The 15,996-nt window shown below is 52.2% G+C and carries 15 protein-coding genes; 11 read left to right on the top strand and 4 right to left on the bottom strand.

Annotated features, from left to right (window positions below):
- Window positions 1-12: 12 nt before the first annotated feature.
- Window positions 13-1,182 carry a DNA repair ATPase gene (locus tag ACOTX3_RS02580; RefSeq protein ID WP_013098822.1) on the top strand — a complete coding sequence of 390 codons (1,170 nt, stop codon included), beginning with the start codon at window positions 13-15 and terminating at the stop codon, window positions 1,180-1,182.
- Here the strand turns inward: ACOTX3_RS02580 and ACOTX3_RS02585 are convergent, their stop codons facing one another.
- Window positions 1,183-1,947, bottom strand: a complete 765-nt coding sequence (locus ACOTX3_RS02585; protein ID WP_045293636.1) for a siderophore-interacting protein — start codon at window positions 1,945-1,947, stop codon at window positions 1,183-1,185. It abuts the gene before it with no gap.
- A 146-nt stretch (window positions 1,948-2,093) separates the two neighbouring features.
- Between ACOTX3_RS02585 and ACOTX3_RS02590 the strand changes: the two genes are divergently transcribed.
- Window positions 2,094-2,588, top strand: a complete 495-nt coding sequence (locus ACOTX3_RS02590; RefSeq protein WP_058678731.1) for a PadR family transcriptional regulator — start codon at window positions 2,094-2,096, stop codon at window positions 2,586-2,588.
- Here the strand turns inward: ACOTX3_RS02590 and ACOTX3_RS02595 are convergent.
- Both ACOTX3_RS02595 and ACOTX3_RS02600 read right to left on the bottom strand, forming a co-directional pair.
- Window positions 2,585-4,144, bottom strand: coding sequence for a methyl-accepting chemotaxis protein (locus tag ACOTX3_RS02595; RefSeq protein ID WP_058678730.1), 1,560 nt, complete (start codon window positions 4,142-4,144; stop codon window positions 2,585-2,587). The genes ACOTX3_RS02590 and ACOTX3_RS02595 overlap by 4 nt on opposite strands.
- A gap of 336 nt (window positions 4,145-4,480) precedes the next feature.
- Window positions 4,481-6,001 (bottom strand): methyl-accepting chemotaxis protein, encoded by a 1,521-nt coding sequence (locus ACOTX3_RS02600; protein ID WP_058678729.1) that lies wholly within the window; start codon window positions 5,999-6,001, stop codon window positions 4,481-4,483.
- 434 nt (window positions 6,002-6,435) lie between these two features.
- On the opposite strand from ACOTX3_RS02600, the gene ygjG reads away from it, so the two are divergent.
- Window positions 6,436-7,815: a putrescine aminotransferase gene (gene ygjG / locus ACOTX3_RS02605; RefSeq protein ID WP_058678728.1), complete on the top strand. Its 1,380-nt coding sequence runs from the start codon at window positions 6,436-6,438 to the stop codon at window positions 7,813-7,815.
- Window positions 7,816-7,890: 75 nt separating this feature from the next.
- On the opposite strand, the gene ACOTX3_RS02610 is transcribed toward ygjG, so the two are convergent.
- The gene (locus ACOTX3_RS02610; RefSeq protein WP_058678727.1) at window positions 7,891-8,493 is read right to left on the bottom strand and encodes a helix-turn-helix domain-containing protein; all 603 of its coding nucleotides are present in this window, start codon (window positions 8,491-8,493) and stop codon (window positions 7,891-7,893) included.
- Window positions 8,494-8,535: 42 nt separating this feature from the next.
- Between ACOTX3_RS02610 and ACOTX3_RS02615 the strand changes: the two genes are divergently transcribed.
- From ACOTX3_RS02615 to ACOTX3_RS02650, 8 genes are all read left to right on the top strand, one after another.
- Window positions 8,536-9,222, top strand: coding sequence for a B3/4 domain-containing protein (locus ACOTX3_RS02615; RefSeq protein WP_013098829.1), 687 nt, complete (start codon window positions 8,536-8,538; stop codon window positions 9,220-9,222).
- A gap of 11 nt (window positions 9,223-9,233) precedes the next feature.
- On the top strand, window positions 9,234-10,082 hold the full coding sequence (locus tag ACOTX3_RS02620; protein ID WP_058678726.1) for a dihydrodipicolinate synthase family protein: 849 nt from the start codon (window positions 9,234-9,236) through the stop codon (window positions 10,080-10,082).
- A gap of 232 nt (window positions 10,083-10,314) precedes the next feature.
- Entirely contained in the window at window positions 10,315-11,040 is a 726-nt protein-coding gene (locus tag ACOTX3_RS02625) for a winged helix-turn-helix domain-containing protein (RefSeq protein ID WP_040022010.1), read from the top strand.
- Window positions 11,003-11,503, top strand: a complete 501-nt coding sequence (locus ACOTX3_RS02630; protein WP_058678725.1) for a hypothetical protein — start codon at window positions 11,003-11,005, stop codon at window positions 11,501-11,503. Before ACOTX3_RS02625 ends, ACOTX3_RS02630 begins: the two co-directional genes overlap by 38 nt.
- 440 nt (window positions 11,504-11,943) lie before the next feature.
- Window positions 11,944-12,621 (top strand): winged helix-turn-helix domain-containing protein, encoded by a 678-nt coding sequence (locus ACOTX3_RS02635; RefSeq protein WP_013098832.1) that lies wholly within the window; start codon window positions 11,944-11,946, stop codon window positions 12,619-12,621.
- A gap of 120 nt (window positions 12,622-12,741) precedes the next feature.
- Window positions 12,742-14,181, top strand: a complete 1,440-nt coding sequence (locus tag ACOTX3_RS02640) for a basic amino acid/polyamine antiporter (RefSeq protein WP_058661856.1) — start codon at window positions 12,742-12,744, stop codon at window positions 14,179-14,181.
- A gap of 21 nt (window positions 14,182-14,202) precedes the next feature.
- Window positions 14,203-15,465 (top strand): arginine deiminase, encoded by a 1,263-nt coding sequence (locus ACOTX3_RS02645; protein WP_127869079.1) that lies wholly within the window; start codon window positions 14,203-14,205, stop codon window positions 15,463-15,465.
- Between the two features lie 9 nt (window positions 15,466-15,474).
- Entirely contained in the window at window positions 15,475-15,945 is a 471-nt protein-coding gene (locus ACOTX3_RS02650; RefSeq protein ID WP_038420668.1) for a glycine zipper 2TM domain-containing protein, read from the top strand.
- The last annotated feature ends 51 nt before the right edge of the window (window positions 15,946-15,996 follow it).

The following is a 15,996-nucleotide window of genomic DNA, read 5'->3' on the forward strand; positions in this document are numbered from 1 at the left end:
GCGAAAGGCATCATGAGCACACCGATCAAACGGCTAGAAATCATTAAAAATGCCATTGAACTGGAAGATGACGACATCATTCAGAGCCAGCTAACCCGGCTGAAAAATGAAGCGTTTGACGATGAGCTACAGGCAATCGTCGTGGCGCTTGAGCAGAAAAACTACACTGCGGCCATCGCCGCGATCGTCGCGTGGCTACAGAGCCAGCGTGCCGTGACGCCATGGCGCGATCCGCAGGTCGCCGCGAGCAAACTGGAACTGAAAGCGCTGGAAGAGCGACTGCGCGATCTGATTGACCGCCGTAACGCGCGCGTGCAGCAGCTTGATGAGTTCAACGATCTCTATTTCTCCCGCCTGGGCCCGCTGATGCAGCAGATCCTCGCCCTGCGTAAAACGCTGGCCGAGCTGAACCTGCGCCGCCAGCAGGCTGAGGCGCGTCGTCGCGAGGAAGACTACCGCCGCTGTCAGCGCTACATGGCCCAGGCCGTGGAGGTGCTGGCAACACTCACCCAGCGCTGGCGCGAACTTCCTGCCGATTCCGTACAGGCAGCCGAGGCGCGTAAGCATCTGCAGCAGCAAAGTAACCTGATTGCCAACCTGCTTGCCGAGGCGCTGGAGCTGGAGAGCGGCTTAACGCGTGAGGAAGAGCCTGCGCGTCAGGCGCGTGACGAGGCCAACGAAGAGTACGAGAAATACCGCGAGCAGCATCAGGATGCCGAAGTGCGTCTGCGTAAAGGGAAAGATCTTTCACAAGAGGATCGGGACGAGTTGAAACGGCTCTGGCGGCAGGCGAGCAAGCTGTGCCACCCGGATCTGGTGGCGGACGATTTGAAAGAAGAAGCCAACGCGATGATGGTGCAGCTCAACCAGGCTAAACAGCGTGGAGACGTCAAAGCCATTCGTTCTCTGGTGGCGCGCCTGCAGCAGGGCTTCGAGCCGCTGATGGCCAGCGACAGGCTGAACGATCTGGAGCGCATCCGCAAAAAAATGGCTCAGGTTCGCGAGCAGATCGACACCTTAGTGAACGAGCTGGCAGAACTGGAGAAAGAAGAATCCTGGCTGCTGGTGTCGTCGCTCAGCAATATGGAAGCGTACTTCGCGCAGCAGGAAAAGGCGCTGAACGAGGTCCGCGCCTCGCTCGAACATCAGGTGAGCGAAGCGCAGCTCGATTCAGCAGCGTAATTATTTCGCGTGCCAGTACGCGCTGGCACGCACCAGCTGCTGATCGATAGCCTCAGTCTCAAACAGTCGGCTCAGGTTTTTAACCACCTTCCCTTCCCCGGTCAGCCAGATAAAGTAATCTTCCGCCGGAACGTTCAGCGACGCCAGCTGCTCAACCACCGCCTGCTCGCTGTGGCCGATCGCCCAGGTGATGTTGAACGCGCTCAGGTGCGCCAGATAATCCTTGTATGATTCATCCCCGACGGTGACCACCGCGTGAATTTCCGGGCGTTTCGGCAAGCTGGCGATGCCTTCCAGGCGGCGACGCAACGCCGGCATCCCGGACTCATCGCACACGTACAGCTGCCAGGCGTAATCCTCCGGTACCACCAGCGAACCGCGCGGGCCACCAATCGTCAGCCTGTCGCCCACTTTCGCCTCTAGCGCCCACTGGCTGGCAACCCCGCCGTCATGCACGAAGAAATCAAGCGCCAGCTCGTGCTTCGCGGCGTCGTACAGCGGTGTGTAATCCCGGCTTTGCGGGCGCACGCCGTCGCCCCAGTCAATGCCCTCGTCGGTGACCACCGGTGGCACAAACGTCGTTCCCGGGGCCGGGAAAAACACTTTGGTGTGATCGTCGAAACCGCGGGAGCTAAAGCCCTCCAGCGCCTCGCCGCCTAAAACTATGCGCTGAAAACCAGCGCTTACGCGCTCAACACGGAGCACGGTCAGTTCACGAAAACGCAGTTCGTTACGCACGCGTTGTGGATAGCGGGTGGTTGCCATGTTAAGACCCTTCTCAGGTGAATACGATATATCTAAATTGATTTTAAATGATAATGATTGCTAATCAGCAAGAATGCAAGATCTTTTAGATTGCATCTGAATATATCTTAGATATAGTTTAGATATATCAATTTACGAGGCACACTATGCGACACGAACATGATGGCGGCGGACGTCGACCGCGCTTTTTTGGTCACGGCGATCTGCGGCTGGTGATTCTGGATATTCTGACCCGCAACGCGAGCCACGGTTATGAGCTGATCAAAGAGATTGAGAACCTGACCCAGGGGAACTACACCCCGAGTCCTGGCGTGATTTACCCGACGCTGGATTATCTTCAGGATCAGGCGTTTATCACCATTACGGAAGAAGAGAATGGGCGTAAGCGCATTGCCATCAATGCGGCAGGACAGCAGTGGCTGGAGGAAAACCAGGAACAGCTTGAGCAGATTCAGGCGAGTATCAAAGCCCGCGCGGTCGGTTTCCAGCTACGCAAAAACCCGCAGATGAAGCGGGCACTGGATAACTTCAAAGCGGTGTTAGATCTGAAGGTGAATCAGGGAGCGCTCAGCGACGCGCAGCTTAAGCAGATCGTTGGCGTGATCGACCGCGCGGCGCTGGAGATCTCCCAGCTGGATTAAGCCGGTGCGTGCGCGCTCACGCGGAAGACGCGTACCAGCTCTTTCAGGTGCATCGCCTGCTCGTTGAGGGAGGCCGCCGCGGCAACAGACTCCTCCACCAGCGCGGAGTTTTGCTGGGTGGTGGCATCAATCAGGCCAATCGCGCTGTTAATCTGCGAGATCCCCTCCGTCTGCTCGTGGCTGGCCTGGCGGATCTCACGCAGGATCACATCCATCTCTTCCACGTTGCCCACCATGCCATTGATAAGCTCGCTCGCCTTCTCGACCAGATTCATCCCGTCCTGCGTCTGACTGGTGGAGCTTTCAATCAGCTCACGGATCTCACTGGCTGACGAAGCACTCTTCTGCGCGAGCTGGCGCACTTCACCAGCCACCACCGCAAAGCCACGACCGTGCTCGCCCGCCCGGGCCGCTTCCACCGCCGCGTTCAGCGCCAGAATATTGGTCTGGAAGGCAATGGCATCGATCAGGTCGATGATGTCGGACATCCGGTTCGAGGTCTCGTTAATCAGGCGCATTTTGCTGGTCACCTGCTTCATCATCTCACCGTTGTTTTTGACCACCTTCGCGGCATCCGCCGACAGGTTGGTCGCTTCTCCGGTATGCGAAGCGGTGTTTTTCACCGTCGCGGTGATCTGCTCCATCGAGGCGGCGGTCTGCTCCACAGAGCTGGCCTGCTCTTCCGTGCGCGCAGCCAGATCCTGGTTCCCGGCGACAATCTGCGCGGCGGCGCTGGAGATATTCTCCGAGCCGGTCTGCACCTGCTGCACAATGTCCAGCAGACGCGTTTTCATCTCCATCAGGGCATGCAGCAACAGGCCGGTTTCGTCTTTACCGTGCGAGGTGATACTGCCGGTGAGATCGCCATCCGCAATCGCCGCCGCAAAGACCACGGCCTGGCCCAGCGGACGGGTAATGGAACGCACGATAAACCAGCCAATCAGGCTGCCTGCCGCCACGCTGAAGAGGGTGATGAGGATGAGCAGCAGACGGTTGCTCCTGAAATCACTTTCCACCTGCACCCCGGCGTTCTGCATCTCAGTGTTCTGAATCGCAATCAGCTGCTGCACTTTGGCTTTATAGGCCTGCTGCAGTTTGAGGGTGTTGGTCATCATCTCCTGAAGCGCCCCGGCGCGATCGTGATTCTGCACCGCCTGCAAAATACGATAGCGCGAGTCCAGATACTGCTGGCGCACGCCGCGTATCTCGGCGAGCACCTGCTGCGATTGCTGATCCTGCAGCACATTGTTCAGCTCACCGAGGAGCACCGTGATGTGCTCACTAATCTCTTTAAGATGCTGCTGCGACTGCGCCGTGTACGTTCCCTGTTCATCCAGCAGCATGAGCTGCTGAGTGCTAATAAATTCCTGGAAGTTATCGATTAACTGGTTCGCTTTTACCGTGGTTGGATAATCACTGGTAATAATGGATTGCATCCCGTTGTTTGCCCGGTTCAGACTCATTAAAGACAAACTCGCGCTCACCACCATCAGGACAATAAAGAATCCAAACGCCAGAAATAATTTCGTGCCGATTTTTACGTCATGTAAGAACATATTTACTCCATCGATGTGATTATTTCTCAGACGATCACCGTTATCGTTAACGAAACCGCTAACTTTATGACTTTGATCGTTTTTTTATTTCATAACCATCACAATGGATAGGCAGAGGCTATTAATATGGCCGTATCGATCGTTACTCAACCACCAGACGGGGCATTTATGAAATAGCATCGGGGAAAAATGACTTAGGCAGGGATAAATAACTGAGGCACTTTCTTTAGTTACTTAATATAAAATTAACAATAAATCGCAGGAATAATTACAAATGAAGCAACGAAAGCCGTTTACGCCTGGCAGAATAAACGGCTTTTCTGGAACATTACAGACTCAATGGAGAACCGTCACTGCATCCTGAAGACGTCCGGCCCGGTGTTTTACCATCGCGGAGATCTGCGCACTCTCTTCAACCAGATCGGCGTTTTTCTGCGTGATGCTGTCCAGTTCAGCCACCGCGCGGGTTAACTCCGAAAGCCCGGTAGCCTGTTCAGAAGTGGCATGGCTAATCTGCGCGATCAGCTGAGTGACGTTTTTCACCTGCTCAACGATATCATCCATGGTGCGCCCTGCGGCGTGTACCTGCTCGGAGCCGGACTGTACCTTACTGGCGCTGGCATCAATCAGCTTACGGATATCGTTGGCGGCATTAGCGCTGCGGCTGGCAAGATGGCGAACTTCCCCTGCCACCACCGCAAAACCTTTGCCCTGCTCACCGGCCCGTGCCGCTTCTACCGCCGCATTCAGGGCGAGGATATTGGTCTGGAAGGCAATATCGTTGATCAGGGTGGTAATGGAGCCGATACGCTGGGTACTGTCGGCGATATCGTCCATGGTTTTGACCACCGTCTGCATCGCGTTCCCGCCTTTGGTCGCCGCACTGCTGGCGGCTACGGAGAGCTTATCGACCTCGGTGGCGGTTTCAGAGTTACTCTGAACGGAGGCCGCCATCTGGTTCATTGTCGCCACGGTCTGCTGCACGTTTGCAACGGTCTGACGCGTGCGGTCATTCAGATCCTCATTACCCTGCGCCAGCTTGTCGCTGCCGTCGCGCACGCTCACCACCTGGCTTGATACGTCATTAATTAGCCAGCGACACATCAGCCCCAGTTGCCCCACCGCGCGAAGGGTCAGGCCCAGTTCGTCGCTGCGGTTCAGGTGCTGCACGCTATTGCGCTCGCCGGTTGCCACCTTCAGCGCCTGTCGCGCCACGTTCTCTACCGGGCGGACAATCTGCTGTTCAAACAACAACGTGCCCAGCAGCATCATTATCGCTGCTGCGACCAACGACACCCAGCCTGCTGAGGTTGCCACAAGCGTAGCGGCGAGCGCGCCAAAGAGCACCGCCATCACGCCGCGTACCCGCCAGCGCAGCGGCATTGCCGGCAGCTTTCCGAACCAGCCCTGACGCACCACCAGCCCTTTATGGATCCGTTTGGTACAGCGTCCGGCATTCAGGGCCTTATAGAGTGGCTCCACGGTGGCGATCTCTTCTGCCGTCGCTTTGGTGCGAATCGACATATAGCCGGTGACCTTCCCGTGGCGCACCATCGGCACCGCGTTGGCGCGCACCCAGTAGTGATCGCCATTTTTACGGCGGTTTTTGACAATTCCGCTCCACGGCTCGCCCTGTTGCAGGGTGTACCACATATCGGCAAAAGCGGCTTTAGGCATATCAGGATGGCGCACCAGATTATGCGGCTGACCCATCAGCTCATTAAGCTGATAGCCACTCACCTGAACAAAGGTGTCGTTAGCATGAGTTAGATAGCTGTGGACGTCTGTGGTAGACATTAAGGTGGTGTCATCGTCCAGAAGATATTCATTCTGGGTGACATAGGTTGGAGAGCACATCGTGAGCATCCCTTGCAGGTTATTTGAATGTTAATTTTGTGGTTTATTGTTTTTTCGGCGGTAAACAATTTATCTTTAGTTGTTAAACTTGATGGAGATCGCAGATTTCACTTAAACCGCACTTTTTGTGAGATTTTATAATTGATTGATTTTAAATACTTTCACAATGAAATTACCTGCAAAGGATGATCTGTTAACGCCCACTTAAGTCGCACCGCCTGCACCCCCCTGGTGCAATTGACCCCATCCACGTCTTCCTGCCCCCGTTTTCCGTACCGCTAAATCCCGTCTGGAAAACATCGGCATGATTAAATATTGCGCAACATTATTTTAACCTGGTGTTTATCCCGATTTTCGTTAAGTCCGCTGAAGTGGCGTAATCCCTGCAATACTTAACGCAGTATCATGTGATACGCGATCCCCGGGAGCATATTTTGAACAGGTTACCTTCCAGCGCCTCGGCTCTTGCCTGTACCGCGCACGCACTGAATCTCATTGAGAAGCGAACGCTTGATCATGAGGAGATGAAACAACTTAACCGAGAGGTCATCGATTACTTTAAAGAGCACGTCAATCCAGGTTTTCTGGAGTATCGCAAATCTGTTACCGCCGGCGGGGATTACGGAGCCGTAGAGTGGCAAGCGGGAAGTCTGAATACGCTTGTCGACACCCAGGGACAGGAGTTTATTGATTGCCTGGGTGGTTTTGGCATTTTCAACGTGGGGCACCGTAATCCAGTAGTGGTTTCCGCCGTACAGAATCAACTCGCGAAACAACCTCTCCATAGCCAGGAACTGCTCGACCCGCTTCGCGCCATGCTCGCGAAAACGCTGGCAGCCTTAACACCCGGCAAACTGAAATACAGCTTCTTCAGCAACAGCGGCACGGAATCGGTCGAAGCGGCGCTTAAGCTCGCCAAAGCGTACCAGTCGCCGCGCGGGAAATTCACTTTTGTCGCCACCAGCGGCGCGTTCCATGGTAAATCCCTGGGCGCCCTGTCTGCGACCGCCAAATCCACCTTCCGCAAACCGTTTATGCCGCTGCTGCCGGGCTTCCGCCACGTGCCGTTCGGCGACATTAATGCCATGCGCACCGTGCTCAGCGAATGCCGTAAAACCGGCGATGACGTAGCCGCGGTGATCCTGGAGCCAATTCAGGGCGAAGGCGGCGTGATCCTGCCTCCACAGGGCTATCTGCCTGCCGTACGTCAGCTGTGCGATGAGTTTGGCGCGCTGCTGATCTTCGACGAAGTGCAGACCGGCATGGGACGTACCGGCAAGATGTTCGCCTGCGAGCATGAGAACGTTCAGCCGGACATTTTGTGTCTGGCGAAAGCGCTCGGCGGCGGCGTAATGCCGATTGGTGCGACGGTTGCTACCGAAGAGGTCTTCTCGGTGCTGTTCAACAACCCGTTCCTGCATACCACCACCTTTGGCGGTAACCCGCTGGCCTGTGCGGCCGCGCTGGCCACCATCAACGTGCTGCTGGAGCAAAACCTGCCTGCGCAGGCAGAGCAGAAAGGCGACATGCTGCTGGACGGTTTCCGTCAGCTGGGACGTGAATACCCGGATCTGATCCAGGAGGCACGAGGTAAAGGGATGCTGATGGCCATTGAGTTTGTTGATAACGAAATCGGCTATAGCTTCGCGAGCGAGATGTTCCGCCAGCGGGTGCTGGTGGCCGGCACGCTCAACAATTCCAAAACCATCCGCATTGAGCCACCGCTGACGCTGACCATTGAGCAGTGTGAGCAGGTACTGAAGGCGGCACGTAAAGCGCTGGCGGCACTGCGCGTGAGTGTGGAAGAGGCGTAAAAAAACGCCGGGTGGCGCTGCGCTTACCCGGCCTACAACACCAGCCCGGTAAGCGTTGCGCCACCGGGCTGCTTTTTATCGGTGAAACTCCGCCACCGTCATGGTAAAGCGCAGCACCTTTTTTCCCTCATTGGCATAGCCGTGCGCGGCTTCCGTTTTCGCCACCGCCGATGCCCCGGCAGCAACCTGCGTAACCGTCTCGTCCACCGTCAGGGTTAATATGCCTTCGTTCACGTGCAGCAGCTCAAAGGTGCCCGCCGGATGCCCCGAAGAGGTAAAACGCTCTCCCGGCTGCATCTCCCACTGCCATAGCTCAATCATATCCGGGCCCGCGGTTCCTGCCAGCAGTCTGGCGCGTCCGCCCTTTTCCCCCTGCCACAGCACCGGGATCGCGGCTTCTTCGATAACGTGCACCAGCGGCTCGCTGGAGACGTTAACGATATCCGCCACTGAGATACCGAGCGCGGCAGCCAGCTTGCACAAAATGGCGATGCTGGGGTTGGCTGCGCCCTTTTCGATCTCCACCAGCATGCCTTTGCTGACGCTGGCACGCCGCGAGAGCTCATCCAGCGACAGTTTTTTCTCTTTACGCCAGTTGCGTATGCGGTTCGCTACGGCCAGGCTTACCTGGGTGATATCGGCACCCTGCTCAGTCATTATATTGACTTTTTCAGTCATTGGTCACTACCATGGTATAAAACAGTCAATACAGGATTATTTATGTCTCTCGTTACGCCGTCAATAGACCCGCGCCTTGCCGCAATTGCCCCGGGCTTTCGGGCGCTGAGCATTCTGGTGGAAGCTGCGCCGGTTACCCACCCGGAAGTCGCTCCGGCCGTGCTCACGCAAGCCTGCCAGCAGATGCTTAATGATGATGTGCCGTGGGCTGACGCGCACCTTTCCGGCTGGGATGAGGTATTTAAGGCCTTCGGCGCAAAACCGAAACGTACGCCCTGCTCGGCATCCGCCTTACGTAAGCGGGTCTTAAAAGACGGCTCGCTGCCACCGCTCGATCCGGTGGTGGATATCTACAACGCGGTGAGCATTCGCTACGCCATCCCGGTTGGTGGAGAAAATCTTGCGACTTATTCAGGCGCGCCGCGCCTGACGCTGGCGGACGGCAGCGAGCCGTTTGATACCTTCAAAGAGGGGCAGCCGGTGGTGGAATACCCGGAGCCGGGCGAGGTTATCTGGCGCGACGACCTCGGTGTTACCTGCCGTCGCTGGAACTGGCGCCAGGGTATACGGACGCGTCTTGACAGTCAGGCGCAAACCATGTGGTTTATTCTGGAAAGTCTGCCGTCAATGCCGCTTACGGCACTGGAAGAAGCCGGAGCGGATCTGATTGATAACCTGCAACGTCTGATGCCGGGTGCAGTGGTGCACAGGCAGTTACTGACCCTGTAAGAGGATAAAAAATGTTTCGTGGAGTCAGCGCATTTCCGTTAACGCCCCTGAAAAACGGCACGTTTGATGAGCAGGCCTTTACGCATCTGCTCTCTCCCGTGGTTGAGGCAGGCGTCGATTCACTGGGCATTCTTGGCTCGACCGGGAGCTATGCCTATCTGACCGTTGAAGAGCGTGCCCGGGTGACACGCTGTGCGGTGGAACATGCCGGTAACATACCGGTTATCGTCAGCATCGGCGCAATGCGGCTGGACGATATTCAGCGTCTGGCTGACGACGCGCAAACGGCCGGAGTCTCCGGCGTGCTGATGGCACCCGTGTCGTACCAGCGATTAACGGATGAGGAAGTATTCAAGCTCTATGAAACGGTGACCCGCCAGCTCTCCGTACCGCTGTGCATTTACGATAACCCTGCCACGACCGGTTTTGTGTTTAGCAATGAATTGCTGTTTGCCGTCGCGTCTCTGCCAAATGTGGGCTCCATCAAGCTTGGCCGCTTGCCGGAGAACCTGTCGCAGGTACGTGCCCGGCTTCCTGATACGGTCACACTGGGTATCGCCGGTGACTGGCGGGCAGCCTCAGCCCTGCAGGCCGGGTTTGACGTCTGGTATTCGGTTCTCGCGGGGTTGTTCCCAAAAGCGGCGCTGGCGATAGCGCGTTCGGGGAAAAGTACAGAGTCAGAACGGTTAGAGCCGCTATGGGATCTGTTCCGTCGTTACGGTAGCGTAAGGGTCATCGCGGCAGCGGCGGAAATGAGGGGAAAAGTGGCAACACCCGGCTTGCCGTTCCCGTTGCAGGCAATTCAGGGAGAGCCGCGCGAGGCGCTTTCAGCGATCCTTGCGGAATTGGAACTGGCCTGAAAAACGCCGGGTGGCGCTGCGCTTACCCGGCCACACCGCATCATTCATAAAGTAATCATTCTCAGGAATGGTTGAGAAAGCAACGTCCCCGCCCTCGCAGTTTGTCCCTCTGTCTACGTGTAATTATCCCGGTAAAAATACGTCTTATCGACTCTTAATAGAAATCAGAACATTGAATAATAGTAGCGCTAAAATTATAATGCGTAGATTCATTTGCGAGGACGTTTAAGCTATGCAGTACCTACTTGACGGGATAGTGCATTATAATGATGAATCGCGCATTTTAACCGATAATAAACGCGAAGTTGAGCTTTCACTGGCGACGTCGCGATTATTAAATGCACTTATTGACGCCAATAATTCTCAGGTCAGCCGTACTGAACTCCTTGAAAAAGTCTGGGAAGAACATGGTCTGGTTGCTTCTGATAACAACCTGAACCGAAACATATCTCTGTTGCGAAAAGCATTTCTTGAATTCTCGCTTGAAGACAAAATCGAAACAATACCAAAGCAAGGATTTGTACTGCACTGTCAGTGTACTCGTGTTAGTACTACACGTAGTAGCACGTACGAAAAATTTAAAAAAATCTGTTCCTCCCACAAAGGTTTTTACATTAGCACAATAGCATTAACCGTTTTAATGGTGAGCACCATCACTGCCTTTTATTTGTACCATTTAAACGATAGCACTATGCATAAATATAAGTCAGTCGGATTATGCGATGTCTATACTGACGAAAATGGCGTCAAACAAGAGAATATTGACTCATTTTTTAATACAAATTTAGGGCAAAGAATCGCATTAAAATGCCAGCAACATCCCAAAAATATCTATTTTGATGACAACAGAGCGCCTTTAAAAAGCAAGGTGTACTCAACTCACATTGCCCTGTGTGGCAAACAAAATACAGGGAAAGGACATGAATGCGAAAACTTCGTCAATATTAACAACAATTAATATTGTTTTATGCCTGTTGATGCTTCCCTTGCTTGCAATGGGAATATACAAGCTTGTTGGTGTTTATGATTACCTACCGATGAACTGTATGTCGACGGTACATATCAACTATGAAGATTCAAAAAATGTCCAGCAAGGGATTAATGGAAATATCAAAATTGTTTTCCACATTACCAACGATGGTCTCGTCACGGTCAGCGAATACGGCACGTTGAACTATTATGGTAAAGAGTACCTTGTCGATCGTACAGGAAACATGACCATCGACACAGACGTGCAAAACGGATTCCACAAAGTCACAAAAGGTAAATTTCTTGCTAATCCGCAGGATAATGCACCTTCTGTGCTGATTGAAAAACTCACCACCAGCCAACCTGTCCTGCACTATAAGATCCAGAAGCTTGACCCCAAAACCTGGAGAATAAGCGATTTGCAGCGTGCCATATTTATTTGCCGAAAATGAGTTTATTGACGCAAGCACATGGCTCATTGTGCTAATGTTATGAATGCAAGACAGATGTATGGATTGTTAAATCAAGAAATAAAATTCGCACTTAACTCTTAACAAAAATCCAACCAGAAAGCAATTGGAGCAACCATACGTTCATCTAAACAAACACTCTACACGCCAAAAAAGCAGAACAAAAACCTTATTAAATGTGATTTTTCTTGATTTAATTCTACTCCCTCTGCTTTTCTCATACTCTTCCCTTCACTTCTTTTATTCTGCATTTTTTTATTTTGTATTTCTAATATCCCTCATAAAAGAATTGTTTGAATTTATTTCGAAAGTATTATTTAGCCAACTTTTTGGTGACGATGCTTTTATCTGTAAAGCATAGAAATCCATTTCATAAAATGTCAAAAACCCTAACAGGCGAAGCAACAAAGTGAGAGGAAGATATGCGCGTGTTAATATTAGATCCTAACATTATAAATCAGCATTATTTGAAAACCCAAATTGAAGAGGCAGGTATTTTAACTGATGTATCTTCGAGTATTGAGGAAGTGGAAATGTTTATGTTTTCAAATAAAGCTGAACTCCTGATTATGGCATCTGAAACGCTTTCCACTGCTGAGTTACAGGCGATTCGTAAGTGGCGACGCGAAGGGCGCACTATCCGCATCATGATCCTTAACAGCAGCAACGATATTGAACACAAGGTGAAAGCGTTTGAAAGCGGCGCTGACGATTATGTTGTCAAGTCTAGTCATATTGAAGAGATTATCATCAGAATTTGGGTTTTAGTACGCCGGAATTATCTCACCCCTTCCAGCCGTATTACTGCAGGTAATTTAGAGCTCGATTTAAACAGTAAAGTACTCTTCATCAACAAGCAAAAAATTCGACTGACCCGTTTTGAATTTGAAATTATGAAGCTACTGGTGAAGAACAAAGGCAAGGCGCTGAGCAAACGTAAAATCATGAAACATCTCTACCACGACTGGATGGGTAAAGAAAACAATACCGTCGAGGTGCTTATTGGTCGTCTGAGAAAGAAACTGGCACCCTACAACAGCGGGCAAATCAGAAATCAAAGAGAAGAGGGTTATTATTACGATCTAAACGGTGCGATCTGAGTTACACCCAGCCCCTGTGCTGCCTTGATGGCATAAAAATTAACTTCATTTAAGTACGGTATATTTAACGCTTTTAAACTCACACTTCATCAATCACAGCTTCATTGTTAAGAAAATTATATGAACAAATCTACGACCAATACGCTATCGCTTTGGTCTTTAACGACGCTTGTCGTCGGAGCGATGATCGGAGCGGGTATATTTTCATTACCTGCTGCATTCGGACGAGCAACCGGTGGGCTTGGTGCAATTATTGCCTGGGTGATTGCCGGTGGCGGTATGCTGATGCTGGCATTTGTATTCCAGAACCTTGCGCAAAGAAAGCCTGAACTCAATGCGGGCGTCTTTAGCTACGCTAAAGCCGGTTTCGGCGAATATCCGGGCTTCATTTCGGCACTCGGTTTCTGGGCGGGTACATGTATCGGCAACGTATCCTATTTTATTTTAATTAAATCAACATTAGGCGCTTTTTTCCCTGCATTTGGCGAAGGTAATACGCTGCTGGCAATCGCTGTCTCATCAGTTGTTTTATGGTCTTTTCATCTCCTGGTATTGCGGGGTATTAAAGAAGCGGCCTTTATCAATACCCTGGCCACCTGTGCCAAGATCATCCCTATTTTTGTATTTATCGCCATTCTGATAATGGCATTCAAAAAAGAGATGTTTATGCTTAATTTCTGGGGCGGGGCCGCCGGAGAGCCACCTCTCTTCAGATCAATCTTTTCCCAGGTCAGAAGCACCATGTTGGTGACCGTATTCGTATTCCTTGGAATCGAAGGGGCAAGTATTTACTCGCGTTATGCAACTAACCGGAAAGACGTTGGCCTGGCGACCGTATTCGGCTTCATCGGGGTGCTGTGCTTACTGATGTTAGTCACCATGCTTTCTTATGGCGTTATGCCCCAGGCCGAGCTGGGGGCCTTACGGCAACCCTCAATGGCCGGTGTTCTCGAAAGCATTGTGGGACGCTGGGGTATGATTTTCATCAGCGTGGGGTTAATTATCTCTGTCCTCGGAGCCTATCTTTCCTGGTCATTGCTCGCTGCGGAGGTTATTTATTCCGCGGCGTTGAAAAAGAGCATGCCTGCCGTTTTTGCACGCGAGAATCGCTGGCGCGTTCCCTCTTCAGCCGTATGGTTGACGAATATCTCGATACAGCTGTTCTTAGTTATCACTTTTTTCAGCGATTACGCATTCCTGTTAGCCCTTGAGCTAACCAGCGCGATGACGCTTATCCCCTATCTTCTGGTTGCCGCGTATAGCCTGAAGCTGGTTATTACACGAGAAACCTACGAACAGTGCACAAAGGGATATTATAAAGACCTGGTGATCTCTGTCATTGCCACTGCCTATGCCTTTTTGATGATTTATGCCGGCGGATTAACGTATGTGCTGCTGTCCGCCGTTATTTATGCGCCTGGCACACTGCTTTATTACATTGCTAAGCGTGAGCAAAACAAAAAAATCTTCTCTGGTACGGAACGAATATTATTTACCGCCATCGTGCTCGCGGCTTTGGCCTGTATTTATGGAATTATAAACGGAAATATTACCATTTAATTACTCTCTTAAGGAGACACTATGCAAGATATACCACTGGGTGTTCACTCCGAGGTCGGCCAGTTACGCAAAGTGATGGTGTGCGCCCCTGGGTTAGCACATAGCCGTCTTACGCCGGGCAATTGCGACCGACTGTTATTTGATGATGTCATGTGGGTAGAGCGTGCCCGTCAGGATCATCTCGATTTTATTAACAAAATGCGCGGATGCGGTGTTGACGTTGTTGAGATGCATGATCTGCTCTCCGAAACGTTGGCTAACCGTCAGGCACGCAACTGGCTCATCGAACAGCAGATTACTGCTGATGAAATCCCGTTGGGTTTGCTTAATGAAACACGCTCGTTCCTGGATTCGTTACCCGCAGATCGGCTGGCTGAGTTTATGATCGGCGGGCTTTCAACCTATGATTTGCTGAACAGACACAGGGGCGATAAAGAAGAACTTGAACTCGTCGGAAGAGCGACAGGGCTGCGTGAATATTTGCTCCCGCCGTTGCCGAATACGCTTTATACGCGAGATACCACCAGCTGGATTTATAACGGGGTTACGCTTAATCCCCTTTACTGGCAGGCTCGCCGTGAAGAAAGGTTACTGACCACTGCTATCTATAAGTTCCATCCGGACTTCACCCGTCAGACGATCACTACATGGTGGGGAGATCCAACGCGTTATCACGGATCCGCCACCCTTGAAGGCGGCGATGTTATGCCTATTGGCAACAAGACCGTTTTAATCGGTATGAGCGAACGAACGTCCTATCAGGCCATTGCCCAGCTTGCATCTGCCCTGTTTTCGAACCCGTTTAGCCATGTCGAGCGCGTTATTATTGCCGCGATGCCGAAGCTCAGAGCGGCGATGCACCTGGATACCGTATTCACCTTTTGTGACAGAGATTTAGTGACGCTTTATCCCGCCATTGTTGATCAAATCGAAGTCTTTTCACTGATTAAGGACGACTCCCCTGGCGGAATGCGTCTGGAGCATTATTCAGAGCCGTTAACAGAGGTGGTAGCCAGGGCACTCAATTTACGCTCGCTCAGGGTCGTTGAAACCGAAGGCAATGTTTACGACACCGAGCGTCAGCAATGGGATAGCGGAAATAACGTGGTCGCCATGTCTCCAGGTGTCGTTATCGCCTATGACCGCAATACCAAAACAAACGACCGTTTGCGTAAAGAAGGCGTTGAGGTCATTGAAATTGTTGGGAGTGAATTAGGGCGTGGACGCGGTGGCGGCCACTGTATGACATGTCCATTAATTCGTGATGCCGTTGATTACTCATAAGGAAGAGAGATGTTTACACGTTCTGTTTTAATTTTGGCCGGTTTGCTGGCATTGGCTGGCTGTACTGAAAAACCCGTTGGTTCTGCCCATCATGCAAGTGCTGCGCTTTCCGGTCAGGTGATGGCACTGTCGCACGGCACAATCACAGGGGTGAGATACATAACAATCCAAAACGACACCGGAAGCAGCGCTGCCGGTACAGTCGGGGGCGCGTTGATTGGCGGTGCTGCCGGTAATGCTATTGGTGGCGGAAGCGGCCGTCTGCTGGCGACGGCTGGCGGTACCGTTGCTGGCGCGATGGCAGGACAGTCGATACAACGAGGAATGGCGCGACATAATGCGGCTGAACTCTTTATTCGTCCTGATAACGGGCAAGAGTTCGTTACCGTGCAGCCCGCCCGTGAAGGTGAATTTGTCGTAGGGCAACGTGTAAATATTACCTCGCATCGCGGTCAGGTAACGATCTCTCCAGCTCAATAACACGCTTTATCATATCTGCCACAATAGGATAATTGTCCTTTTCATTAAGGA

This window comes from Enterobacter cloacae complex sp. IR5384, assembly GCF_049237265.1.
Lineage (GTDB): Bacteria > Pseudomonadota > Gammaproteobacteria > Enterobacterales > Enterobacteriaceae > Enterobacter > Enterobacter cloacae.

Excerpts from the sequence above, each read along its gene's own strand:
- ACOTX3_RS02585 (WP_045293636.1), bottom strand. The coding sequence starts at position 1,947 with ATGGCAACCACCCGCTATCCACAACGCGTGCGTAACGAACTGCGTTTT.
- ACOTX3_RS02650 (WP_038420668.1), top strand. The coding sequence starts at position 15,475 with ATGTTTACACGTTCTGTTTTAATTTTGGCCGGTTTGCTGGCATTGGCT.
- ACOTX3_RS02615 (WP_013098829.1), top strand. The coding sequence starts at position 8,536 with ATGTCTCTCGTTACGCCGTCAATAGACCCGCGCCTTGCCGCAATTGCC.
- ACOTX3_RS02580 (WP_013098822.1), top strand. The coding sequence starts at position 13 with ATGAGCACACCGATCAAACGGCTAGAAATCATTAAAAATGCCATTGAA.
- ACOTX3_RS02600 (WP_058678729.1), bottom strand. The coding sequence starts at position 6,001 with ATGTGCTCTCCAACCTATGTCACCCAGAATGAATATCTTCTGGACGAT.
- ACOTX3_RS02590 (WP_058678731.1), top strand. The coding sequence starts at position 2,094 with ATGCGACACGAACATGATGGCGGCGGACGTCGACCGCGCTTTTTTGGT.
- ACOTX3_RS02625 (WP_040022010.1), top strand. The coding sequence starts at position 10,315 with ATGCAGTACCTACTTGACGGGATAGTGCATTATAATGATGAATCGCGC.
- ACOTX3_RS02610 (WP_058678727.1), bottom strand. The coding sequence starts at position 8,493 with ATGACTGAAAAAGTCAATATAATGACTGAGCAGGGTGCCGATATCACC.
- ACOTX3_RS02645 (WP_127869079.1), top strand. The coding sequence starts at position 14,203 with ATGCAAGATATACCACTGGGTGTTCACTCCGAGGTCGGCCAGTTACGC.
- ACOTX3_RS02635 (WP_013098832.1), top strand. The coding sequence starts at position 11,944 with ATGCGCGTGTTAATATTAGATCCTAACATTATAAATCAGCATTATTTG.
- ACOTX3_RS02630 (WP_058678725.1), top strand. The coding sequence starts at position 11,003 with ATGAATGCGAAAACTTCGTCAATATTAACAACAATTAATATTGTTTTA.
- ACOTX3_RS02640 (WP_058661856.1), top strand. The coding sequence starts at position 12,742 with ATGAACAAATCTACGACCAATACGCTATCGCTTTGGTCTTTAACGACG.
- ACOTX3_RS02620 (WP_058678726.1), top strand. The coding sequence starts at position 9,234 with ATGTTTCGTGGAGTCAGCGCATTTCCGTTAACGCCCCTGAAAAACGGC.
- ACOTX3_RS02595 (WP_058678730.1), bottom strand. The coding sequence starts at position 4,144 with ATGTTCTTACATGACGTAAAAATCGGCACGAAATTATTTCTGGCGTTT.